We start from the raw sequence: 25,200 nt of genomic DNA, 5'->3' as shown, positions 1-25,200 counted from the left end.
TGAAGTATTCAACTTACTAAAAAAAGAAAAAAATGAACTGGAAAACACCAAAAAAAGCAGCAATAAAAAATATTGCTTTTATAGCATTTTTAGCACTGCTGCTATTTAGTCCACTGGGGACTTTTGTAAAAGTACAATTAAGTCGTTTATTGGCCTTTTCGCCAACAACCCTGCCAGCAACCGAACAAAAAAAACTTTCAACTTACCAATGGCAATTGATTGACAACAATGGAAAGACGGTATCTTTGGAAGAATTTAAAGGTAAAATAATTTTTATAAATTTTTGGGCCACATGGTGTCCGCCATGTATTGCCGAAATGCCGGGTTTGCAAAAACTGTATTCCGACTATCAGGACAAAATCGTATTTTTGTTCGTAACGACTGATTCCTTTGAGAAAGCTAATGCTTTTTTAATTAGAGAAAATTTAATCCTGCCAATATTTCAATCGGTTTCCAATCCCCCTTTAGAAATGGAGTCTTCAACCATACCTGCTACGTATCTTATTGATCAGCAAACTAATGTGGTACTGGAAAAAGTTGGCGCTGCAGATTGGAATAGCGATTCGTTTAGAAAAAAATTAGATGATTTGCTCAAAAAATAATGCCGATTCATAGCTATAGGTTTTAAAAATATTTTTTAAAAGATTAGCATTATGAACAAACATAAGTACGCTTGCTCTTTTTACCTTCACCACTTTTCACTAAAATTTTAATATCTAATTATGAAAAACCTAATTTTAATATTTTTAACACTTATCGTAATGACATCATCTAATTCTCAATCAAAACAAGCGGAAGTAAATCAAAAACATAGAGTGGTATTCCAAATGAATTCTAATGATCCAGAATCCCAAAAAACACTTATTAATAACATCCTAAATGTAAAAAAAGCGTGGGGATCTCATGTTGCGATTGAAGTAGTCGCTCTTGGTCCTGGTATAGAATTGGTAATGACTGAAAAATCTGCTGCAGCGCAAGATGTTGCCAAAATGATTAAAAGCGGAGTAATTTTCGTTGCTTGCGAAAATACGATGGCTAAAAAAAATATTACGAAAGTAGACCTCATTGAAAATGTTGGAACAGTACCAAGTGGAATAGAAGAAATAATTATCAAACAAGAACAAGGATGGTCTTACATTAAAGGATGAATCTAAAATAAAGGATAAATCGCGGATTTATATCAGGATTTGGATTTTTGTAGAATATGACGCGGCTATTACAGAGGAAAGTGATCCATTATAAAGAGTAGTACACCAAGAGTTAGCAATGTTGAAGATATAGAGGAGGTCTCTCTAAAATAGTCTGATCGTCCTTGTCAGAATTTCTTTAACTATTATACTCCCAATCTATTGGGTTTGTTACAAAGCCCATTTCTGCTAGATTGTTATGAAATATGAATTTACTTTCAGCATTATACGAACCATTTCTGATGCAGCAGATGAATGGATACTTATTAAAAGTAAAAAAGTTGAAATTAATATAGGGTAAAAAGATTTCATTTGTAAGTCTTTAATTTTTGAAAAAAATAAACCCGACAGTGGTAAATGTAAGTAACATTTATTACAGTCAAACAAATTATATAAGAAATTAAACCTTCAGAATACTTTCTGAAAGTATAATCAGCACCGGTAACCTGAGTTAATAGTGTTTCAGGAGCATCAGAATTATTGCATTTTTTTGCGGTGTCGGAGTAACGGGAGAGTTTTGTTTTAAATATTCTAACCACTTTTCCATTTAAAACCGTGAAATCTAATTTTCCAATAAACAAACAATGAGACCATAGTTTTAGAAAAAGAAACTTATCCAAATGACCAAACAGCACCATCTGCCACAAGGCACTTTTCGCAAAATGTAAAAGGCATTTGATGAACAACGGAAGCAAAGAAATCGAAAATACGCAAAATTGATGAAATTATAAGTGGACTTAACGAGTCTAATATCTTCCATAAGATTCCATAAAAAGCAAGTGAACTCAAATTTTTGAGATTAAAGTATTATGTAGAAATCGAAAAGATTGACAGCATCATCTATCTGATAATCAACAAAATTGATACTCCATAATCAAAGTCCCTTTAAAAGTTTTGATAAATAAAACATATACCTACTATTTAGTTTTCAAATTATTGGTAATCAATAAAATTTATTACTTTTACAATCTTGAAAAAAACAATTGCCATATTATTCGTATTCATCTTTTTGTGTGCCAACACAGAAATAGGGCAATTATTGAAACTACCCAACTTAGTAGAACACTTTACAGAACATCACGATCATGATGTGGATAAGCAAGGCATTTCTTTTTTAGAATTTATAACAATTCATTATAACAATACTCAACATCATTCTAATCAACAAAAAGACAATCATCAAAGTTTGCCTTTTAAAACCATAAACCAATCTGTTGACACCGTTCTTGCTTTTGAAAACTTAAACGAGTTTTCATTTCGCAAACCAAATACTATTTCTGTAAATAGCACTGTTCCGTTTCCTCCAGAATTTTACAATTCCGATGTTTTTTCATACATCTGGCTTCCTCCCAAATTGAGTTAAATTAATTTTTCAATGCTTAATTAATGATGTTTTGAATATTTCTAATTAAGTATTAAAAAGTACTTTGCTATATACTTATAGCGAATCTTTCTGTGCATGAATTTCACTAATATTATGTATTAAAAAATAAGTTTTTTAGTGAGTTAATGCATATAAATAACTAAAATCATTTTTTAGCCGCATACGCTATGAATTAAGTTTTTAGTAATGTCGAAGACATGCTCAATTATTTTTAACACTTCAGTATCAAAAATGAAGACAATTAAAGTCATTGCAGTTGCAATACTGCTAACTATTGCAAGTACCACAATTTAACATGCACAAGTAAGCACTAATACAGTCAAAATGCCACACGGTGGAATAATACAAAATTCAGGCGACTACAAAATTGAAATGGTCCAAAGAGAAAATAATATCAGTTTTTACGTACTGGATGCGAAAGGAAAAACGGTTTCAAATAAAAAAATTACCGGATCTGTTGTTTTTGAATTTTTCAATAAAACAAAAGTAACAAATCCAGTTTCTTTGGACATGGTTGATTTTTCAGAAATAATGAAAAAGCAGCTGTTACAGTTATAATAAAATTAAAAGGCCAGTATTCAATACAAGTAATAAACATTCATTTATAAAACAAATTATGCTAAATAAAATTATTGAGTTTTCAATCAAAAACAAACTCATTATTGGACTGTTTATTTTAGCTCTCATCGGATATGGGAGTTATCAATTTACCAAATTACCCATTGATGCCGTTCCTGATATTACAGATAATCAAGTTCAGGTAATTACCTCAGCGCCATCATTGGGTGCGACCGATATTGAACGATTGATTACTTTTCCAATTGAACAAGCCAACAGTAATATTCCTGGACTAAAAGAAATTCGTAGTTTTTCTCGTTTTGGTTTATCAGTGGTTACCATTGTTTTTAATGATGCAACTGATGTGTACTGGGCAAGACAGCAAGTAACAGAACGATTAAGTGCTGTTAAAGACCAAATTCCCAACGGTATTGGAAATCCAGTTCTTGCACCGGTTACAACAGGACTAGGCGAAATTTATCAATATGTTGTACGAACTAAACCCGGTTACGAAAAAAAATACGATATAACTGAATTAAGAACCATTCAGGATTGGATTGTTCGCCGGCAGTTATTGAGCGTTGAAGGTGTGGCGGAAGTAAGCAGTTTTGGTGGAAAATTGAAACAATTTGAAATAGCCATTGATCCCAATAAATTGCAATCCTATAATATCACTATTACAGATGTTTTTACTGCTTTAGAAAAAAACAATCAAAATACAGGTGGTGCTTACATCGAAAAAGGTCCTAAAGTTTTATACATCCGCAGTGAAGGACTAATTAATACTATCGAAAACATAAAAGAGATTTCCATTAAAAACACCAGTACTGGAAGCCCCATATTCATTCGTGATGTAGCTGATGTTCGTATTGGTAGTGCTATTCGTTACGGAGCAATGACTTTCAATAAAAAAGGAGTGCAATCCGGTGAGGTTTCAGGTGCAGTAGTAATGATGTTAAAAGGAGCCAACAGCAATGTGGTTATTAAAAATATAAAGGATCGTATTGCACAAATCGAAAAAACATTACCCGAAGGCGTTATTCTGGAACCTTTTTTAGACCGCACCAAAATGGTGAATAATTCGATTTCGACGGTAGAAAAAAATTTATTAGAAGGTGCATTAATCGTTCTCTTTGTTCTTATTTTCTTTTTAGGAAACATACGAGCAGGATTAATTGTGGCTTCAGTTATCCCATTGGCAATGTTGATAGCAGTCATTTTGATGAACATGTTTGGGGTGAGCGGTAATTTAATGAGTTTAGGAGCATTAGATTTTGGATTGATTGTGGATGGTGCCGTTATTATTGTTGAAGCGTGTTTGTTTAGTTTACACAGCAGGAAAAATGCTCAAATTTCACAACAAGAAATGGACAACACTGTATTAAAAACGGCAATAAAAATGCGAAATGTATCCGTATTTGGAGAGTTGATTATATTGATCGTATACATTCCCATTTTTACGTTGCGTGGTATTGAGGGGAAAATGTTTTTACCAATGGCTCAAACCATTGCATTTGCATTATTTGGTGCTTTTATCTTGTCTCTGACTTATGTTCCGATGATGACCGCTTTATTTTTAAATAAAAAAATATCCCATAAAAAAACTTTTTCAGATAGAATGATGGAGAAATTAGAAAATTTCTATCAACCACTTCTGAATAAAGCATTAGGAATTCCCAGAACAATTATTGCTGTAACATTAGGATTGTTTGTTTTAGCACTAGTTACACTTTCGTTTATGGGTGGCGAATTTATGCCCTCGTTAGAAGAAGGAGATTTTGCTGTAGAAACAAGGGTTTTGCCGGGAAGTAATTTGCAAACTTCAATGACTGCCATTTCACAGGGTGCAAAAATACTAATAGAAAAATTTCCCGAAGTGGAGAAAATTGTAGGCAAAACAGGAAGTAGCGAAGTGCCAACTGACCCTATGCCCATTGATGCGAGTGATATGATGATCATTTTAAAGAACAAAAGCGAATGGACTTCTGCCACAACTTTTGACGAATTATCAGAAAAAATGGCAAAGGAGTTGGAAGCTGTTCCGGGTGTTTCCTTTGGTTTTCAATATCCGGTTCAAATGCGTTTTAATGAGTTAATGACTGGTGCAAGACAAGATGTAGTTTGTAAAATATTTGGAGAAAATCTAGACACATTGGCGTTATACGCCAATAAATTAGGTAAAATTGTAAATACCGTAGAAGGAACTTCCGACCTTTATGTAGAAACGGTTACTGGAATGCCACAAGTAGTAATTGATTATAATAGAGCTTCCATTGCACAATACGGATTGAACATTCAGGATATAAATCGAATAGTAAACACAGCATTTGCAGGACAAAGCACTGGGGTTGTTTATGAAGACGAAAAACGGTTTGATTTAGTAGTTCGCTTAGAAGGCGAAAAACGGCAGGATTTGGCAGATGTTCAAAATTTATTAATTCCAACCTCCACTGGTTTGCAAATTCCTTTATCTCAATTAGCAAAAGTTGAAATTACCGAAGGTCCAAATCAGATACAAAGAGAAGACGCCAAACGTAGAATTGTAGTTGGTTTTAATGTTCGAGGCCGGGATGTACAAAGTATTGTAAAAGAACTGCAAGGTAAAGTCGAAGCTCAAATAAAATTTCCCGCTGGCTACTACCCTACTTATGGCGGTGCTTTTGAAAACTTAAACGAAGCCAAAAATCGTTTGATGATTGCGGTTCCAGTTTCATTACTATTAATATTTATTTTGCTCTATTTTGCATTCAATTCCGTAAAACAAGGGCTATTGATTTATTCCGCAATTCCACTTTCGGCAATTGGAGGTATTTTCTTTTTAGCGATGCGGGGAATGCCGTTTAGCATCAGTGCAGGAGTTGGTTTTATAGCCTTATTTGGTGTAGCGGTTCTGAATGGCTTGGTATTAATTGCAGAATTCAACAGCATTCGAAAATCGGGAGAAACCGATTTAAAAGCGATTGTTTTGCAAGGCACCAAAATACGTTTACGTCCTGTTTTAATGACTGCATTTGTAGCATCATTAGGTTTTTTACCCATGGCATTAAGCAACGGTTCTGGTGCAGCAGTACAAAAACCATTGGCAACTGTGGTAATTGGCGGTCTGATGATTGCAACATTCTTAACTTTATTTGTTTTACCAATTTTATATATCATGTTTGAAAAAGGAATTAAATTAAAACCAAAAAAGATAAAATCAATTATAACAATCCTAGTATTGGGATTGTTATTGTCTTTTCAAAATGCGAATGCGCAAGAAAAAATTTCAATAGAAAGAGCAATTGAAACGGCTCTTTCAAATAATATCAAAATTAAAAACGAAAAACTTAATTCAGAGTACTTGCAAAAAATGACCAAAACAGGTTATGATATTTCCAACACAGGAATTATTGGCGAATACGGTCAGTTCAATAGCAATGCAAATGATATGAAAATTGGTCTTTCGCAGAGCATAAAATTTCCAACCGTTTACAAAAGGCAGCAACAACTCTTAATAGAAGAAGCCAAAAAAGGGCAATGGAACGAAGCTTTGCAAAGAAAGGAACTGACCAGACAGGTAACAATTGTATTTTACGAAATGATTTATCTAAAAGAAAAGGAAAGGCTGTTGCTAAAAAGCGACAGTATATATTCTGAATTTTTAAGAAAATCAATCCTTCGATTTGATAAAGGCGAAAGCAATATATTAGAAAAAGCAACTGCCGAAAACCAATCTGGACAAATAAAAATTCAACTTTTGGGTTTACAAAGTGATTATAAAATAATACAATCACAATTCAAGTATCTACTTAATTCCGATAAAGACTTTGTTCCGGTTTCAGATAAATTCAAAATGGATTTTACCGAAAATTTAGATAAAAATGCTATTGGCAATCAACCCAGTATAAAATTATTTGAGCAAGAAGTCAATAGCAGCAAAGCCGAAATTTCACTTGAAAAATCTAAAAAATTGCCCGAATTAATAGGCGGTGTGTATTGGCAGACTTTCAAAGCAAATGCGGACTTTCAAGACAGTTATAACGGTGTTTTCGGACAATTTGGAGTCGCACTTCCGGTATTCAATACAGCAATTAATAACAGGAAAAAGGCATTAGAGATAAGCACTCAAATTGCTGAAAACAATTTAAATAATGAAAAAATCAAGTTTCAAAATAAATATCAGCAACTAGTCCAGGAATACAAAAAACACAAAGAAACGATTACCTATTACGAAAGTCAGGCTTTGAAAAATGTCGATTTGGTAACTAAAGCTGCTAATGATAAATTTATCAATGGTGATATCAATTATTTGGAATGGGTAATGCTTATTAATCAAAGCACCGAAATTCAAAGCAATTATATTGAAGCGGTTAAAAAATTGAATATAAGTGCTATTGAACTTAATTTTCTATCTAATTAATTATGAATTTAAAACAAATATTGATTGAACCCTTCATAGTATTAGAAAATAAAACCTTTGCTAAGTTATATTTGGCGCAAACCATCAGTCTTTTGGGTGATGCGTTTTCGTGGGTTGGGTTGGCTTTATTAGCCTATCAGATAGACGCAGCAAATTCACCAATAATTCTAGCTACAGCATTAACATTAAGAGTTACGGCATTTATAATTTTCTCACCGTTTGCAGGAGTTCTTGCGGATAAAGTGCAACGGAAAAAAATTCTTTATTTAACCCATTTTATTCGAATGGCGATTGTTTGTTGTCTTCCTTTTATCACGTCTGCATGGCAAATTTACGTTTTAGTATTTTTATTAAATGTGTTTAATGCCTTTTTTACCCCAACCTATCGTGCTATCATTCCACAAATTATTGAAATTAAATATTATAGGGAAGCTGTTGGATTATCAACAGCAACATTTCAATTACTGGGAATTTTAGGCCCTGCACTAGCAGGAATTGTAGCCGTTTGGTTTGGCGTAAGACAAATATTTTTTTTAGATGCAATTTCGTTTATTATTGCAGGAATTTTAATTCTTTCTATTTCTGCCAACGATCTTCAAAAAGGAGTGACTGATCTGGCAAAACAATCAAGCAGTACCTGGAACGATGTAATAAAAGGGATTCGCTTGTTGTTCGGTAATAAAATATTGCAATTTGCTTTGGGTATCGAATTTGTTTCTGCAATTGCCGGTGCAATGATTTTGGTAAATACCATAAGTCACATTAAGAATGATTTGTTGCTTGACGATAAATATTATGGTTGGGCCATGGCAACTTTCGGGATTGGTGCTGCCATTTCTGCTTTTATTCTAGGGAGCTTAGATAAATCCAAAACACGTAGTACATCATTAATCAGTGGGGCATTATTATTAGGAATTTCCATTTGCTTAGTTAATTATTTCGGATATGCTACACTTCTTGTTTTATGGCTTTTTGCGGGTTTAGGCCAAAGTCTCGCTGAAATGCCCTCAGAAACATTGATTGCCGAAACCATTTCATCCCAAGATCAGGGAAAAGTCTATGGTTCACACTTTGCATTTTCGCATCTATGGTGGGCAATAGCCTATCCGATAGCCGGTTTTTTAGGTTCGCAGTTCCCTAAAACGGACTTTTTATATGGTGGAATTATAACCTCATCTTTAGCCATTTTATGTGTTATTATTTTTAAGCCAACTATTAATTTTCAAAATAAATAAAATGAAATCTCAAATTCACGAACACCAAAATAAAAATATAGTCATGAGTAAAAACACAATCCTTACAATTCTAGCAATAGTATTCCTTTCCTCCTGTGGAGATAAGAAAACGGAAAGCGAAACAGAAGTCACTCCAATTATTGAAAACACGACAACTCTTACCGATGCACAAATAAAAAATGCAGGAATTGTAACTGGGAAAATCGAGCAGAAAGAAGTTTCATCTACCTTAAAATTAAATGGTAAAATAGATGTACCGCCCCAAAATTTAGTATCCATAAGTGTGCCGATGGGTGGTTATTTAAAATACACCAAACTTTTGAAGGGAATGTATGTAACCAAAGGTCAGGTTTTGTGTGTGGTGGAAGACCAACAATACATACAATTGCAGGAAGATTACCTTTTGGCGAAAGCGAAAATAGGATACGCAAAAGCCGAATTTGAAAGACAAAGAGAACTCAACCGAAGCAAAGCCAGCAGCGACAAAGTATATCAACAAGCACAATCAGAATATAACTCACTATCAGTAATGGTGCAATCGTATGGAGCGAAATTAAAATTCGCAGGGATAAATCCCAGCAATGTTTCTGCAAAGAACATTTCAAAAAGCATCAATATATATTCGCCAATAAGCGGTTATGTATCTCAAGTAAATGTAAATATTGGTAAGTATGTAAACCCAAGTGATATCTTGTTTGAGATTGTTAACCCTTCAGATATTCATTTGGCATTAACCGTTTTTGAAAAAGACATTAATAAATTGGCTATCGGCCAATCGGTGGTTGCTTACACTAATACCAATCCGGAGAAAAAATATTATTGCAAAATTATCCTTATCGGTAAAGATTTTTCCGAAAACAGAAGCACCGAAATGCATTGCCATTTTACAAACTTCGACAAAGCACTTTTACCGGGAATGTATATGAATGCTGAAATTGAATTAAAAAGTCAGAAATCAAATGTACTGCCATCTAATGCAATTGTGAATTATGAAAACAAGAATTATATTTTTATTGCCAAACAAAACAAACAATTTGAAATGAAAGAAGTCACAATAGGAGCTACAGAAAATGAATTTACTGAAATTATTTCAGAAGATTTGAATGAGGCAACTATCGTGATAAAAGGAGCTTATTCACTTTTAATGAAAATGAAAAATGTAGAAGAATAAAAAACATAAATTTAAGGTGTAAAGAATTTTAAATATAAAATCCTTTACACCTCATTTATTATTAAATTCTATTACTCTGTTTTTGAAATCCACTGATCCTCAATTCCCCAGTTTTTATTAGATGCTGCACCGGTTTCGATAATTAGGGTTCCGCCATTTGTGATTTCTTCCTGCGTCAACCAATTCCTAAATAATGGCTGACCATTTAAACGAACCGATTGAATATAAAAGTGATCTTTATTGTAATTACTAACTTTGATGTGAAATGATTTTCCGTTTTCCCAATTTAATTTTACAGTCTTAAAGATCGGAGCGGTCAAGTAGTATATCGGGCTTCCAATATTTGCCGGAGACAAACCTATACTTCGCATAACAAACCAGGAGGACATCGTACCGGCATCATCATCCATAGTGCGTAAATAGGCTTGAGGTTCGTTCTTATAGATCCTTCCAATGTAGGAATCAACGCCTTTACTGTTTTCATTAAAATAAGCCTGAACGACCGTATCCAACATAATATTCCGAAACAGTTTTTGTGATTTCCAAGGTTGGGAACTCGCATTATACAGTCCCGGAACTTGTAAATCCGGCTGATTCGCATGGTTGTAATTGTCCTCGGAAAAAAACTGGTCCAATTGCTTTAAAAAAGAAACTTCTCCACCTGTTAATTTTTTGAGACCTGACACATCAAATGGAACAAACCAGCGATACTGCCATACCGTACCTTGATACATGCCACGCGCAGGCATTTTATCGATATCTTTCAGAGACAAATCAGCGAAATCTTTTTCCCAATAGCGTTTATAGCCTAACGCTTTATTCAAATACTTGGCACTCAATAAGGAATCTTTGGTAATTTTCAGGATTTCCGAAAGCGCCCAACTGTCGTAAGAGGATTCCAAAGCCTTGTCCGGTGTATTGTATTCCAATCGATCCACTTCCGCGATCAGGGAATCTTTTATGGTGTAAAAATCTACCGGATATCCTTTTTTATAACCGTCTAATAAAACGACAATCGCATGTTCTGTGCGCACTGTGGGTGAAGATTCGTGCTTTGTTGCCCAATTATTTTTCCCATACGGATACAAATTAGCAATGGATTTTACTATGGGTGCAAAACGTTCCGGATAAGCCAGCGAAAGCATGGGTAATTGCTCGCGATAATTATCCCAAATGGCCCAGCCGTTGTATACAGGACTATTAGATTTTTGAATGGAACCGTCAATGGCTTTATAAGTGCCGTCCATTTCTGAAACTAAAAACGGCGCTTGTAATCCTCGGTACAAAAGTGAATAAAATAATTCTTCCCGATCTTTTTCGCCATTAACTTCTATTCTGTTTAAATGATAATTCCATGCTGCAGTTGTTTGCACAGCTAAATCCTGTATCGGCATCGATTCTATTTTTGCTTTGGCGAAAGCCGTACTCACAGAGGAAAAACCGACACGAACTTCCATCTCCTTAACATCGGTATTTGCTTCAACACGATACTGATGATCGGCAGTTTTTGTTATTGTTCTGAAATTGGAGAATTCCAGCACATAATAAATGCGATATATTCCCTTATCACAAGTGGTTTGGGTGTCGATCCATCCACTGATGCTTTTTGTTTCAATTTCATGCTCTTCGGCAACAAATCGATTTACAAAAGCGTGCGATAAATCAATATGTAGCCCCGCTCCCTTTCGTGGAAATTCATAATGATGCATTCCAAAATTATGTTTCACACTCATTTGAGCCCGAATTCCATTTTCGAATGCTACCTGATAAAAACCTGGTGAAGCTGATTCTTGTTTTTTTAGTAATAAAGTATTGGAATTATTATCCAAAATTGGTTTGATTAATAAATTTCCTCCACTTCCCAAACAACCCACTCCTTCGATACGGCTATGGGTAAATCCTAAAAATTCTTTGGCCAGATGCTCGTAACCAGAATGAATATGTGGATAAGTTTGCGGGCCTATACTCATCATATTGAAGGGAGAAGAAGCAGATGGAGACATTTGTCCGTGATCGCCAGAAGTACCTAAAAAGACATTTACTTTTTCTACTGGCGATGATGCCAAATTAGCACTATTATTTTTTAAAGACTGGCAAGCTACTGTAACGATTGCTAATCCTAAAACTAGTATTTTTTTCATAATATATATTTATGGATCCAATGGATCAATTGGATTTTGATGCAAGGATTCCGCATTGGGTAGAAATTCTATCGCAGTCGAATTTAATCTTTTTAAAATAACTGCGGGCAAATAACCCAATTCTTCCATACAACGCGAATTAAAATTTGCATTTCCCACATAATTACTATGGTTACTATTTGTAACGACGATACTTTTTTTGTCAAGCGGCATTTGATATGCAATCATTAATCTGGCTGCATTACGCAAATTAGTTGTGGTATGTCTCGCAAAAGGATCAATAAGAATATTTTCTTCGGGAATATGATGCACATTCATCAGTTCTTTTTTCATTTCGATCGCTTCACAAAAAGTAGCTCTAAATGGATGGGCATGACCTCCGGAAACAATAATTAAAGGAGCTTTCTTGGCTTCATATTCCAGCACACCCAATTGCAGATTTAGTTTTCCAATGGCAGACAATCGGTCCTGATAATTTTCTGGCCCGTTACCCAAAATTAAAACGGACGCGTATTCAAAAGCATCAAAATCAATTTTTTTTATATGGGCAATTGTCTTCTTATTCTCCTTTTCCTCCAACGGTTCGTAGCGAGCCACTTCATCCCGATGGTTCATATACAAAAGCGATAAACTGAATTCCAGACTTTCCTGAAAAAACAACATATTTCCTTTCGGCTTCTTATTGTGAAGAAAATCAGACCACATAATAACAGATCCTTTGTAAAATTTAGACCGTACGTCATAAGAAACCGAATCCATTTTAGCATATTGCGGGGCTTCCCCAAGACCATATACCTTCATGATACGATCCATCCCCTGAGCACAAAGTTGCCATGCTTTTAATAATAATTCCGTATCGGTACTGTTTTTAAAATTCTCGTATTTCCCAGAAGAACGCAAATTATTTTTTACAAAATCTTGAAGTACCTTTTCGTCTTTCATCAAAATTTGAAATTCCCCATCAATATTTTTAAGTTCTTTTTCTTCAAATTGATACCCACTAATCAAGCATGAAATACTGTCTTTGCAGGACGTTAGTTTGGAACCAATCTCTTGCTGCTTATTCTTAAAAATTGTTTTAAAAACACTATTCTTTTGCAGCAGTTGATTAACGGCTTTATCGTTTTGAATAGCAGTCAACAAATAAAAATTCTTGTCCTGAATCAATGAACCCGATTTAGAAGTGGAATAATCCAATTCAAATCCTTTTTCTTTTTGGCTGAAGCCTGAAATATAAATAAGCGCAAGTAACAGGTAAATTATTTTTCTCATCTTTTTCTAATAAAAAATTGGGCAATCAAAAAGATTGCCCAATTTATTTTAATTTTTTAAAAACCTTTATTTTGGGTTACTGTACCGATTGGCAATGCATCAATATACCGCTGTGGTATTGGAAAATATTCGTTTTCCCCTTTGGTAAACACAGCATTTGTCAAATGCGTTCTTCTTGTTTTCTCTACGGTTAGATACGTATTTAGAACAGTATCTGCTTCTCCCCATCGAACCAAATTAAAGAAACGGTGGCCTTCCATAGCCAATTCTAAACGGGTTTCTAAATGTACTGCTGCTCTTGCGGCAATTTTATCGGTCCAAATAATGTTATACGGTTTAACATTGTAATTTGCAGCATTTGCGCTTCCATCTAATGTTTTTACATAAGCAGAATTAGCGGCACGATTCCGAATTTGATTCACTAAAATTCGCGCATCATCTATTTTTCCAATTTCTACAGCGGCCTCTGCTCTCCATAAAACAACCTCAGCATATCTAATAATATAGTAATTCAGAGCATTTACATAAGGCCAAACAGTAACATGAAAAGCAGATTTAGCAGAAACAATTCGCTTTTTAGGAGCAAAGGCACCATACGTTGCCAAATCTCTTGCCCAGCTGTCTTGGTATAAAATGCCTAAATCCTTGTAAGGAATTCCCGGACGTCCTATTGTAACATCGATACGTGGATCAACATTATCAGTGGATACTACGTTGATGTTGTTTTCTACTGGTAAACCGAAAACATTCGTTTTATAGGCATTCACCAGATTCTGTGTAGGACGGTGAAAACCGTATTGAGAATAAAATGGACCTCCTGGAGCTGACAAACGATCTCCTATACTTCCGTTGTAAGAATTAGGTTGACCATCTTTTACAGAATGTTGTATAGCAAAAATAACTTCCTTGTTATTATCATTTTCCGGTAAAAATATTTGCTGAAAATCAGCTAGTAAGCCATAATTACTAGTCATTATTTCAGTAGTAGTGTCGTAAGCCAATTGCCATTTGTTTTGGAAAACATAACATTTAGCCAAATAGGATTTAGCCGCAATTTTGGTTGGTCGTCCCAACTCTGTTTGTGTAACGGGTAAATCGGCATAGGCTAATTTAAAATCATTCTCGATTTTAGTCCATAACTCATCGGAGCTGAAAGTCGTATTGGATTTGGCGTAATCAGCCACTATAGCCGCCGTTTCATCAATATAGGGGATACGATTGTATATTTTTTTTAACTCAAAATAAAAATGACCTCTTAAGAATCGTAATTCTGCCATTCGTTTGACTTTCAAACTGGCTTCAAATTCAGACGATGCATGTAATAAACGCATTGCTTCGTTTGCCCGTTTCACCCCTTCGTAAAGTGCCACCCATTTACGTTCTATATCCAGCGTGGTAGAATTTTCGTTGTAAATTTCCATTTGGTGAATATTGTTCTGATCTCCAGTTCCACCACCGCCTTTGTAACTGTCATCCGAAGTGACATCTCCAAAACTCCAATTCGAACTTGGTGAATTAAGGGCATTTGAGGCTCCGTCAATTTGTCCGTTTAAAACGCTGTACGCAGATATAATGGCGCGTTCCACATTAGCCGGCTTCGTCATTTCGGAAGGATCAACTTCACCATAGGTAATTTCTTGTAAAAATGTATCAGAACAAGAACTCATTTGAAGTCCTAAAACTAGAAAAGCTAGTATTTTTATTGTGTTTTTTATTCGCATTATTTTTAAATTTAAAAGTTTAAATTACAGCCAAAAGTAAATGTTCGTGAAGTGGGATAAATTCCTCTATCGATACCTATATCAAGATTTCGGTTGCTTGAAGAATAACTTTGCAGCCCAATTTGTGGTGTCAAACCACTGTATTTGGTAATCGTAAATACATTACTCGCCTGTCCATACAAACGTAATTTCATTCCAGCTAGAACTTCTGGAGCAAAAGTATAACCCAATTGTAAATTGTTTAATTTAAAATACGAACCATCTTCTACATAATACGAAGAAGGTCGAATGTTGTTATTTCTGTCATCTAAGGACAATCTTGGAATAGAAGAATTAGGATTGTCAATCGTCCAGGCGCCTAATAATGCACTATCTTTATTGTAAGCAGCCTGATTAAAGAAATTAGTTTTGTATTTTGTCAGATTATAAATATCGTTTCCAAAACTTCCGTTAAAAAACATTCCTAAATCAAACTGTTTGAATTTTAAATTGATGTTAAAACCCAACATAATATCCGGATGCGGAGAACCTATAAAAGCTCTATCATTATTGTTAATTAGTCCATCACCGTTAACATCTTTAAATTTAAGATCTCCCGCTTGTGCATTGGGTTGCATCCCATAATCGGCAACTTCTTGTTGACTGCGAAATAAGCCTTCGGAAACAAATCCGTAAAAAGATCCAATTGGTTGTCCAATGGCACTTCTGGAGATTTCCTGACCAAAATTCACTGTGTGCAAAGAAGAACTAGGAATTCCTAAATAAGCAACGCTGTTCAAAGTGGTCAATTCATTTTTGTATCCCGTCAAATTCAAAGCAAGATCATAGGAGAAATCACTAATTTTATCTGCATAGTTTAAATCCAATTCAAAACCGCGGTTTTTCATTTGCCCGTCATTAATCCATTGTCCGTCATTTGTACCTCCATAAGTTAAAGGAATTACATTATAAACCAGAATATCATTAGTCTCTTTGTTGTAATATTCTGCCGTAACATTTAATTTATTATCAAAAAAACCAAGATCCAATCCAATTGTTTTTTGAGTAGTAGTTTCCCAAGATAAATTCGCATTCGAAACTCGCGTTTGTGTTAATCCTGTTGAAACTACATTTTGACCTCCAATAGCATAATCAGAATAATTATTGTTATTGGAATAACTATCAACCGTAGAATAGGAAGGCAATTGTTGATTCCCGGTTTGTCCCCAACTGGCACGAAGTAAAAATGAAGTAAACGTATCTCCAAAATCAAAAAATTCTTCCTTATCTAATCTCCATCCCCCAGAGACTGCCGGAAAAGTACCCCAGTTGTTATTGGCTAATCTTGAAGTTCCATCCCTTCTAACGGTAGCACTTACAATATATTTTTGATTGAAATTGTAATTTACACGACCAAAATAGGAGTTTAAAGCCCATTCATTTGCAGTTCCCGTGTTTAATTGATTTTCAGTTCCGTAACTTAGATATCTGAAATTTGGATCTTCATACAGGAAATTTTGGCGAGAAGCACCAAAACCTTCATAATAATATTTTATCGCTTCTTGTCCTAAAAGAACATCCAGATTGTGTTGACCAAATTGTTTTTGGTAGTTTAAAGTATTGGATATCGTAAGTTGATAATTAAAATTGTTGCTTGTCGTTAATGAATTTTTTACATTTTGCGAAAGAATCTCATTAAAAACAGGTGAAAAATCTCTGTAATTAAAACTTTGAAAGTCCAGTCCCAAAGAAGTTTTAAAAGTAAAATCACTGATTTTTGCACTGGCAAATACATTACCTAAAGCCTGAATCCGCTTTTGGTTATTGTCTTTAGCCCGCGTTAAACTTCCTAATGGATTCGAAATATCATTGATTGGGTTACCCGCAAAATTTCCGTATGTATCATACACCGGAACAATCGAAGGAAACTGTAAGGCATTGTAAACAATGCTTCCCAAAGAGCTATTAGTTCCAGTTGCAACTTGCTCGGAATAAGAAGCCGTGAAGTTTTCGCCGATAGTCAGAAAATCTTTTACTTTATAACTAGAATTAAATCGCGCAGAAAAACGCTCAAATCCAGTGTGCTTTATAATTCCTTCCTGATTAAAATATCCAAGTGTAAAAGCATGTTGACTTTTTTCATCACCTTTTGACAGCGATAAATTATAGGAATGAACCGCTGCTGGTCGCATGATTTCATTAATCCATTTTACATCACCACTGGGAATCGTATTGGCAGCGTTAAGAAAAGCTGGAATTGTTGGTGAGTTGGGATTACTACCATAAACACCACTAGCTGGTATTTTATTATCATTTTTAGTGGCTTGCCAAAGTAAATCTCCATACTGCTGCGCATTCAACATCGTAGGTAAATTAAAGGCTGACTGAACACCGGAATATCCATCAAATTGTATTTCAGTTTTACCATTTTTTCCTCCTTTTTTAGTAGTTATAACGACAACTCCATTAGCGGCACGAGAACCATAAATTGAAGACGAGGCAGCATCCTTTAATACTTGAAGCGTTGCTATATCGGATGGATTGATCCCATTTAAACCATTGGAAGCAGGAACCCCATCAATAATTACCAACGGATCATTATTGTTAATGGTGCTAAACCCGCGTACCCGTATAGATGAACCGCCTCCTGGGCTATTGTCACTCATGATTTGAACACCGGGCAAACGACCTTCCAGCATTTCAGTTACATTCGCTTTAGGCTGTGATACAATCTCTTTCATTTTTACTGAAGAAACTGAGCCGGTAACATTTCTTCGTTGTTCTGTACCGTAACCCACTACTACAACTTCGTCTAATTGAGAAGCCGATTCAAAAAGCATGACTTTTATTTCTGTCTGGTTTTCAATGTTGATTTCTTTTGTCTCAAATCCGATGTAACTAACCGACAAAATCGTTGTATTTGCAGGAACATTAATCGTAAATTTTCCGTCGAAATCAGTGCTTGTCGCTATAGTTGTTCCTGCTACAAATACAGAAGCTCCGGGAATAGGCAAATTAGATTCATCTAAAACCACACCAGTGATTTTTCGGTTTTCCTGATTCTTTTTTGTAGTGCTTTTTGGAATAATCCCAATCACTTCTTTTACTAAAACACCATTTTTAGTAATCTTAAAATCAAGACTCACTTTGGTTTTTAAAACCGCTAATACTTGATTTAAATCTTGGTTATATATGGTGATAGAAATTTTCTTTTGAAGAAAATTTTGGTCTGACATATAAATAAACTTATTGTTTATTTGCTGTTCTATAAGAGTGAAAATTTGCTTTACAGAAGCGTCTTTTAAGTTTAAATTGATCTTTTCTTTTTTAATTATATTTCCTTCGACAATGTTTGTTTTCGAAGTTTTTGAATAAATGACCCCAACACCAAATAGTAGTAATAAGGATAAGGTTAGTATAATTTTTTGTTTCATTTTATGTATAATTATTTATTATTGTTTTTAACAAACTAAAACTGGTCTTAAAAAAATCAGTTTTTTCAACTAATTATTAGATAGAGTTTAACAAGCCTCTCTTTTTATAGGATTCCAAAGCTTTACTAATATATTTAAGTGCAATGGCTATATGATTTTCAACCGTTTTGGGAGTGACGTTTAAAATTTCCGCAATTTCTTTGTATTTTAAACCATCAATTCTGCTGAGTTCAAATGCCTGACGCGATTTTTTAGGAATAATATCTAATATTTCACGTATCAAATTGGTGTTCATTTCTTTTTGTTCATTTTCAATAATCTCTTGTTCCCTACTAGGCGAAAACATAAAATTTATAGTTTTTTCTTCGTCAATTTGTTGGTGAAACTGTTCTGATTTCCGTACTGTTTTTAAACTGTTTTTCACTATTACATAAATATAAGATTTAGGGTTTTTAATTTTATCAAGAATATTTCTGTTGGTCCACAACTGAATAAAAATATCAGCGACTTTTTCTTCGACAACGCAAGGGTTCGATTCATAATTTAATCCAAAACGGCACAAAGGAGTATAATACCTATTAAAGAAAAGTTGCATCGCCTCATATTGCCCATTCTGAATTTGCTGAAATAAATAATCGTCTGAAAAACAATCACTATTGCCCATTTTTGTTTGATTAATTTTCATGACGACGAGTTATCTCAATGTTATTTTGACTGGTTTTTTTAAAACTCACATCTGAAATAAACTCTAAAGAAGTTATAAATTCGTCAATGGTCTGGTTTTTAAAAGCCCCTTTAATACGCTTATTTGCAATGAAAGCGTCTTTTATGATAAAATTTACGCCATAGAATTGATTGATTTTTGGGAGTGCGTCTTCAAATTTCTCATCGTCCAGAAGGAGTATATTATCTTTCCATGCAGCAACCTTATTAACGTCAAAGTTCCTTTTGATAACGGCTTTGGTTTTGGCATTCCAAACCAATTCTTCATTTGGTAAAAGGTTAATTTCATCCTTACTTTCATTGAGAACTATATTTACCTTTCCTTTTGCTAAAGAAACCGTTTGATTAATGGTATTGCTATTAATATTAAACTCGGTTCCTAAAACTTTCACATTAAAATCATTAGTATGGACAATGAAAGGGGAATCACTATTTTTTGTCACTTTGAAAAAAGCTTCTCCTTTTAACCAAATAGCTCTTTGTTCCCTAAAATCGTTGGAGTATTTTACTTCACTACCCGAATTTAAAATAACAGTACTGCTATCCGGTAAAATAAAAGTAAGCCGCTGACCTTTAGATGCAATTTTACGATTAGTATATTCAGATTGTTTCATTCCAATGAAATAAGGGCCCAGACAAAAAACCAAAAGGAAAGCCATAGAAAGAACTGCCTTTTTTTTTATGGAAACTTTTACAGATTTAAGTTTTTCTGGTCTATTATATTGATTCAGAATTTCCTCAAAAGAAATCGTTCGTTCTGGCAATTCACTACTGGGATAATTTATCCAAATGGTTTTAAAATTTTCAAAAACAGCACGTAGATCATCATCTAAAGACAATTCGATTTCAAATACAGATCGCTCTGCTTTTGACATTTCACAGGCAAGATACCGCACACATTTTTTTTCCTTCTGACTCACATTCAACATAAATATTTCCCTTTGCTTATAGGAGTCAAAATAAGAGAAACACCCCTAGTTTTCAATACCATCAAATCGACACGATATTGTTAATGAATTGTTAATAGTCGATTTATAGTGGAAATAGATGCTCGTTTAAAAAAGTATGTTTTGATAAAATCACTAACTCTTAAAAGTGACTAAGAACTTAAACCTCGACCCGATAGAAATACGAATCTATATTGACAAATCATTTGATTGTTGCAAACCATCAGGACGGAACGGAACAAAATCGAGAATGGATTTGCAAGCATAGAAAAGTTCTGGCAATACACCTGTTTAAAAATGGAATAGGTCAAATTTTATTATTGGATAGAAATTATGTTTTAGGGAACTAAATTTTGAATCCATACCAGTTCAATAATAGTAGTCCTCTAATTCAAATTTTAAACCATGAAAGATCTGTTTTTATTTTGATAAACCTTTAATTATCAATATCTTTAGTTCGATAAGATTACATGATTTTTTACCTATAAATTGTAGGAGTAAAATCGAGCCCTTGTTTTAAAATAGTTTGCGCATCGTAAACACTGACATAAAGAGAGAAACAAATCCCTCTTTCTCAACTAGTACAAAAACAAATGGTATCATAACCCCGTAAATCATATGATTTAGTAGGTTTTTGCTTTTATGACATAATCAAATTATTCATCTAATCTCATCTTTTAAGAGGTAAAATCGAGACCCTAGAAATATCTAAAATTAGGGTCTCGCCAAATCAACTTAAAATTTTCAAACAACCTGTTCAATGGCTAGTCTATTGCGCTGCATTTAAAATTAAACGAGCTTATAATAGCTCAAAAGTTTGCCAGTAGTATCAATTGAAAACATTGGCGAAGATGATTTGAAAGTATTTTAAAAATTCCATGAACATTCAGCTTTGTTGGCAAAAAAAGATTTATCAGTCGAAGAATTACATTTATTAGATATGGAAAATGAAAACCATCAAAGAAAAAGTTCGTTGTTGAAAAATAACATAAAATAGACCGATATTCTCTTTTAATTTATCATCGAAATAAATATTCTGTCAAAATCCTAAATCCAAATAATTCTGTAAATTATTATTTTTATTTACTTTTTTTACACTTAAAAAGATACAAATATATTGCAAGGTTCTCTACCATTTTTAATATTTAAAAAAACTGAAATTTATAAATTACGAAATCATTTACGATCACATATTTATATTGTTATCAAAATAAAATTATGAATACGAGAAAAAGATACGGTTTTATCTGGGCACGTAAGAGATATTGTTACCAAGAGCCCCCTTTTTTTTGGCAATAATTCAAATTTTAGTTTTAAGAAGATAAAATAGCCTTTCGATTAAAAACTGTAAATAGTATAACTAATTTAAAAATTTATATAACACATATATTAAATGAGAAACAGACCTTTATATTTTTAGTGAACAGTAGATATCAATCAAAAATATAATTATTACTTAAAAATAGTTAAAATTTTTTTTTACAACATTTGTCATGATAGAAGTTAAAAAAGAAGGTGTTATAATTCAAAAAACACTACTTGATTTTGAAAATGAAGGTGTATTAAATCCTGCATCAATAAAAGAGGGTAATAATGTCCATCTATTTTATAGGGCGGTTAGCAATGGGAATTTTTCGAGTATTGGCTATAGTAAACTAGACGGGCCTCTTATTGTTGAAAATAGAAATGACACTCCTATTATTATTTCTGAATTTGATTATGAATCACATGGTGTTGAAGATCCGCGAATTGTAAAAATCGATGATTTATATTACCTTACCTATACTGCGTATGATGGTATAAATGCTTTAGGTGCTTTAGCTTTATCTAAAGATTTAATCGAATGGGAAAAACAAGGTATAATCGTAGCGCAAATAACCTATCAGCAATTTGTTAAATTTTCTGACTCTGATGACCCAAAAAGTGAAAAATACTTTCGTTATAATCGACAGAAAGATGTTCAAAAAAAAGAAGGTGAAAAAGTGCTGCTCTGGGATAAAAATTTAATTTTCTTTCCTCGAAGGATAAATGGAATGCTGTGTTTTTTGCATCGAATAAAGCCCGATATCCAAATCGTTGTTGCAGTAAATGAATTAATGGAACTAACACCTAAATTCTGGAAAAATTATTTTATTGATTTTGAAGATACTATTGTCTTAGCTCCACAATACGACCATGAATCAAGTTATACAGGAGGAGGCTGCCCACCTATTGAAACGGAATTGGGTTGGCTGTTAATCTATCATGGAGTAGAAGATACTGTAAAAGGTTATGTTTATTCTGCCTGTGCATCATTACTTGACTTAGATGATCCCCAGAAAGAAATTGCTCGATTGCCCTATCCCTTATTTAAACCGGAATTAAGTTGGGAATTAAAAGGTGAAGTGAATAATGTATGTTTCCCTTCCGGTACTGCTTTATTTGGAGATACACTGTACATCTATTATGGTGCCGCAGATGAGCGTGTAGGCTGTGCCTCACTTAATCAAACAGAATTGCTTAAAGAACTAATGCTAAATACAATAGATCATGAATAATAAAATCATCGTTAAACCCCAAAGTATACGAACTGTAAGTATTGCAAAAAATACCTATGTGAATGAGTTAAATAATTTACTATACCCAAACACAAAAAAGGAGTTGCCTGAAATTTTGTTTATGACAACCTATCCTCCTCGTGAGTGCGGTATTGCAACCTATTCCCAAGATTTGATTAAAGCGCTGAATAATAAATTCAAAAATTCTTTTAAAATAAAAATTTGTGCTTTGGAATCGGATAATGAGCAACATACTTATAATGATGCTATAAAGTACATCCTCAATACAGATCATCCGAATGCCTTTATCAATTTGGCCAATCAAATTAATAGTAATGTCAACTTGCAAATGGTATTGATTCAGCATGAATTTGGATTATTTAAAAACAATGAAGCTGATTTAAAACAGTTTATAAAAACACTTCAAAAACCAGTAATCGTTGTTTTCCATACTGTATTGCCCCGGCCTAATGCATCATTAGAAGTGAATGTTCAAGAAATAGCCAGAGAAGCGCATGCTGTTATTGTAATGACGAATTCAGCTGCAAAGCTATTAGTGAGAGATTATAATGTTCCAATAGATAAAATCACAATAATTCAGCATGGAACTCATTTAGTACCGCATTCCGATAAAGAGGAATTGAAAATTAAATACAAATTAACTGGAAAGAAAATACTTTCGACTTTTGGATTATTAAGCTCTGGAAAAAGCATTCAAACTACTTTAGAAGCATTGCCTGAAATAGTAAAAAAGAATAAAGACGTATTATTTTTAATTATTGGAAAAACACATCCATCGGTAGCGAAAGAAGAAGGTGAAAAATACCGCTTAATGTTAGAAGCGAAAATCGAGAACTTGCAACTTCTGGATCATGTTCGTTTTATAAATTGTTTTTTACCATTACCAGAATTATTAGAACTCTTACAACTAACTGATATTTACTTATTTACTTCCAATGATCCAAATCAAGCTGTGAGTGGGACTTTTTCTTACGCTATTAGTTGTGGTTGTCCAATTATTTCAACGCCTATTCCTCATGCATGTGAAGTATTGAAGAATAATGCAGGAATTATTATTGATTTTAACGATTCGAAACAATTAGCTAAAAAAACTAATATTCTATTGCATAATGAACAATTGAGAAAGAATATCAGCGCAAACGGCTTGCATAGAATTGCTCCTACAGCTTGGGAGAATGCAGCAATTGCCCATGCTATGTTATTTGAGAAAATTGGAGAAGAAAATATCTCCTTACATTATAAAATTCCCATTGTTAATCTGGACCATATAAAAAAGCTAACTACTCATTTTGGAATGATTCAATTTTCAATCATCAATCAACCGGATATTGATTCCGGATACACGTTAGATGACAATGCTAGAGCTATGGTTGCCCTATGTCAACAATATGAATTGACAAAGGATTATAATGATTTAAAATACATCCAAATTTATTTCGATTTTATAAAATATTGTTTGCAACCTGATGGATATTTTCTAAATTATGTAGACGAAGAATACAATTTCACAAAACAAAATAATACTACAAACCTAGAAGATTCAAATGGAAGAGCTATCTGGGCTTTAGGTTATCTAAATTCAATTAGCAATATACTTCCCGAAGAATTAGCTAAAGATGCTTCTATTACCATTCAAAGTGCCTTGCGAAATGTTTTTGAAATTCACTCCACTCGATCAATGGCTTTCATAATCAAAGGAGTCTATTATTACAATACAAAAAGAGCTTCAGATCAAAACATTTCTATAATTAAAAAATTAGCTGACAGATTAGTACAAATGTACAAACACGAAGCAGATAAGGAATGGAATTGGTTTGAAAGTTATCTTACTTATGGCAACAGTATTTTACCAGAAGCGATGCTTTGTGCTTGGTTAGCCACAGATAAATTAATTTATAAGGAAATTGCAAAATCATCCTTTGACTTTCTTCTTTCCAAAATTTTTACAAAAAATAGCATTCACGTAATTTCTAATAAAGGATGGTTAAACAAAGAAAATAAATCAGCTACGAGTCCTATAGGTGGTGAGCAACCAATTGATGTTGCTTATACTATTCTTGCATTAAATAAATTTGATGCTGTTTTTAAAAATGAAGACTACTTTCAAAAAATGGTAATAGCGTTTGATTGGTTTTTAGGAAACAATCATTTACACCAAATTATTTATAATCCTTGCACTGGAGGATGTTATGATGGATTAGAAGAGGATTATATAAATCTGAATCAAGGTGCCGAATCAACAGTGAGTTATTTGATGGCAAGATTAGTATTAGAAAAATCTTTAAAAAGAGTAGAAAAAAACATTCCTATCCGCACTGTAAATCAAAATAAATCTTTAAAATTTCTTCGATCAAAAATAAAACATATTAATCGATTTTAACCCTTTAGTTGCATTAGTAAAACGTAAGATCAAGTATTCTTTGAAACTTTATGGAGCAAATAAAAGTACATCTGAATCGTTTTTATTTCAAAATTAACCGTTCTTTATACA

At 33.5% G+C, this 25,200-nt stretch carries 15 protein-coding genes; 9 read left to right on the top strand and 6 right to left on the bottom strand.

Annotated features, from left to right (window positions below; translation table 11 throughout):
* The first annotated feature begins 32 nt into the window (after positions 1–32).
* From C4S35_RS11010 to C4S35_RS10970, 7 genes are all read left to right on the top strand, one after another.
* Complete coding sequence (locus C4S35_RS11010; protein ID WP_104000212.1) at positions 33–602, top strand: TlpA family protein disulfide reductase; 570 nt, start codon at positions 33–35, stop codon at positions 600–602.
* 159 nt (positions 603–761) lie between these two features.
* A complete protein-coding gene (locus tag C4S35_RS11005; RefSeq protein WP_159916723.1) occupies positions 762–1,148 on the top strand; it encodes a DsrE family protein in 387 nt (128 codons plus the stop codon).
* A gap of 1,009 nt (positions 1,149–2,157) precedes the next feature.
* Complete coding sequence (locus C4S35_RS10990) at positions 2,158–2,550, top strand: hypothetical protein (protein WP_104000209.1); 393 nt, start codon at positions 2,158–2,160, stop codon at positions 2,548–2,550.
* Positions 2,551–2,895: 345 nt separating this feature from the next.
* Complete coding sequence (locus C4S35_RS10985) at positions 2,896–3,129, top strand: hypothetical protein (RefSeq protein ID WP_104000208.1); 234 nt, start codon at positions 2,896–2,898, stop codon at positions 3,127–3,129.
* A gap of 58 nt (positions 3,130–3,187) precedes the next feature.
* Positions 3,188–7,528 (top strand): CusA/CzcA family heavy metal efflux RND transporter, encoded by a 4,341-nt coding sequence (locus C4S35_RS10980; RefSeq protein WP_104000207.1) that lies wholly within the window; start codon positions 3,188–3,190, stop codon positions 7,526–7,528.
* 2 nt (positions 7,529–7,530) lie between these two features.
* Positions 7,531–8,763: an MFS transporter gene (locus C4S35_RS10975; protein ID WP_104000206.1), complete on the top strand. Its 1,233-nt coding sequence runs from the start codon at positions 7,531–7,533 to the stop codon at positions 8,761–8,763.
* 1 nt (position 8,764) lies between these two features.
* Positions 8,765–9,934, top strand: coding sequence for an efflux RND transporter periplasmic adaptor subunit (locus tag C4S35_RS10970; RefSeq protein WP_244175254.1), 1,170 nt, complete (start codon positions 8,765–8,767; stop codon positions 9,932–9,934).
* Positions 9,935–10,005: 71 nt separating this feature from the next.
* Here the strand turns inward: C4S35_RS10970 and C4S35_RS10965 are convergent, their stop codons facing one another.
* The 6 genes from C4S35_RS10965 to C4S35_RS10940 form a co-directional block, all read right to left on the bottom strand.
* Complete coding sequence (locus tag C4S35_RS10965; RefSeq protein WP_104000205.1) at positions 10,006–12,075, bottom strand: glycoside hydrolase domain-containing protein; 2,070 nt, start codon at positions 12,073–12,075, stop codon at positions 10,006–10,008.
* 9 nt (positions 12,076–12,084) lie between these two features.
* A complete protein-coding gene (locus C4S35_RS10960) occupies positions 12,085–13,347 on the bottom strand; it encodes a YdcF family protein (RefSeq protein WP_104000204.1) in 1,263 nt (420 codons plus the stop codon).
* Positions 13,348–13,403: 56 nt separating this feature from the next.
* Entirely contained in the window at positions 13,404–15,068 is a 1,665-nt protein-coding gene (locus tag C4S35_RS10955) for a RagB/SusD family nutrient uptake outer membrane protein (RefSeq protein ID WP_104000203.1), read from the bottom strand.
* A gap of 11 nt (positions 15,069–15,079) precedes the next feature.
* The gene (locus C4S35_RS10950) at positions 15,080–18,481 is read right to left on the bottom strand and encodes a SusC/RagA family TonB-linked outer membrane protein (RefSeq protein WP_104000202.1); all 3,402 of its coding nucleotides are present in this window, start codon (positions 18,479–18,481) and stop codon (positions 15,080–15,082) included.
* A gap of 76 nt (positions 18,482–18,557) precedes the next feature.
* Positions 18,558–19,166: a sigma-70 family RNA polymerase sigma factor gene (locus C4S35_RS10945; protein ID WP_104000201.1), complete on the bottom strand. Its 609-nt coding sequence runs from the start codon at positions 19,164–19,166 to the stop codon at positions 18,558–18,560.
* Entirely contained in the window at positions 19,156–20,124 is a 969-nt protein-coding gene (locus C4S35_RS10940; RefSeq protein WP_244175253.1) for a FecR family protein, read from the bottom strand. The genes C4S35_RS10945 and C4S35_RS10940 overlap by 11 nt, the downstream gene beginning before the upstream one ends.
* A gap of 1,520 nt (positions 20,125–21,644) precedes the next feature.
* Between C4S35_RS10940 and C4S35_RS10935 the strand changes: the two genes are divergently transcribed.
* On the top strand, positions 21,645–22,688 hold the full coding sequence (locus C4S35_RS10935; RefSeq protein WP_104000200.1) for a glycoside hydrolase family 130 protein: 1,044 nt from the start codon (positions 21,645–21,647) through the stop codon (positions 22,686–22,688).
* Entirely contained in the window at positions 22,681–25,089 is a 2,409-nt protein-coding gene (locus C4S35_RS10930) for a glycosyltransferase (RefSeq protein WP_208618882.1), read from the top strand. Before C4S35_RS10935 ends, C4S35_RS10930 begins: the two co-directional genes overlap by 8 nt.
* Positions 25,090–25,200 lie beyond the last annotated feature (111 nt).

It is taken from the genome of Flavobacterium urumqiense (assembly GCF_900108015.1).
GTDB classification, from domain to species: Bacteria; Bacteroidota; Bacteroidia; order Flavobacteriales; family Flavobacteriaceae; genus Flavobacterium; species Flavobacterium urumqiense.
The sequence above is the reverse complement of the archived record's forward strand: the minus strand, read 5'-3'. Positions and strand labels throughout refer to the sequence as shown.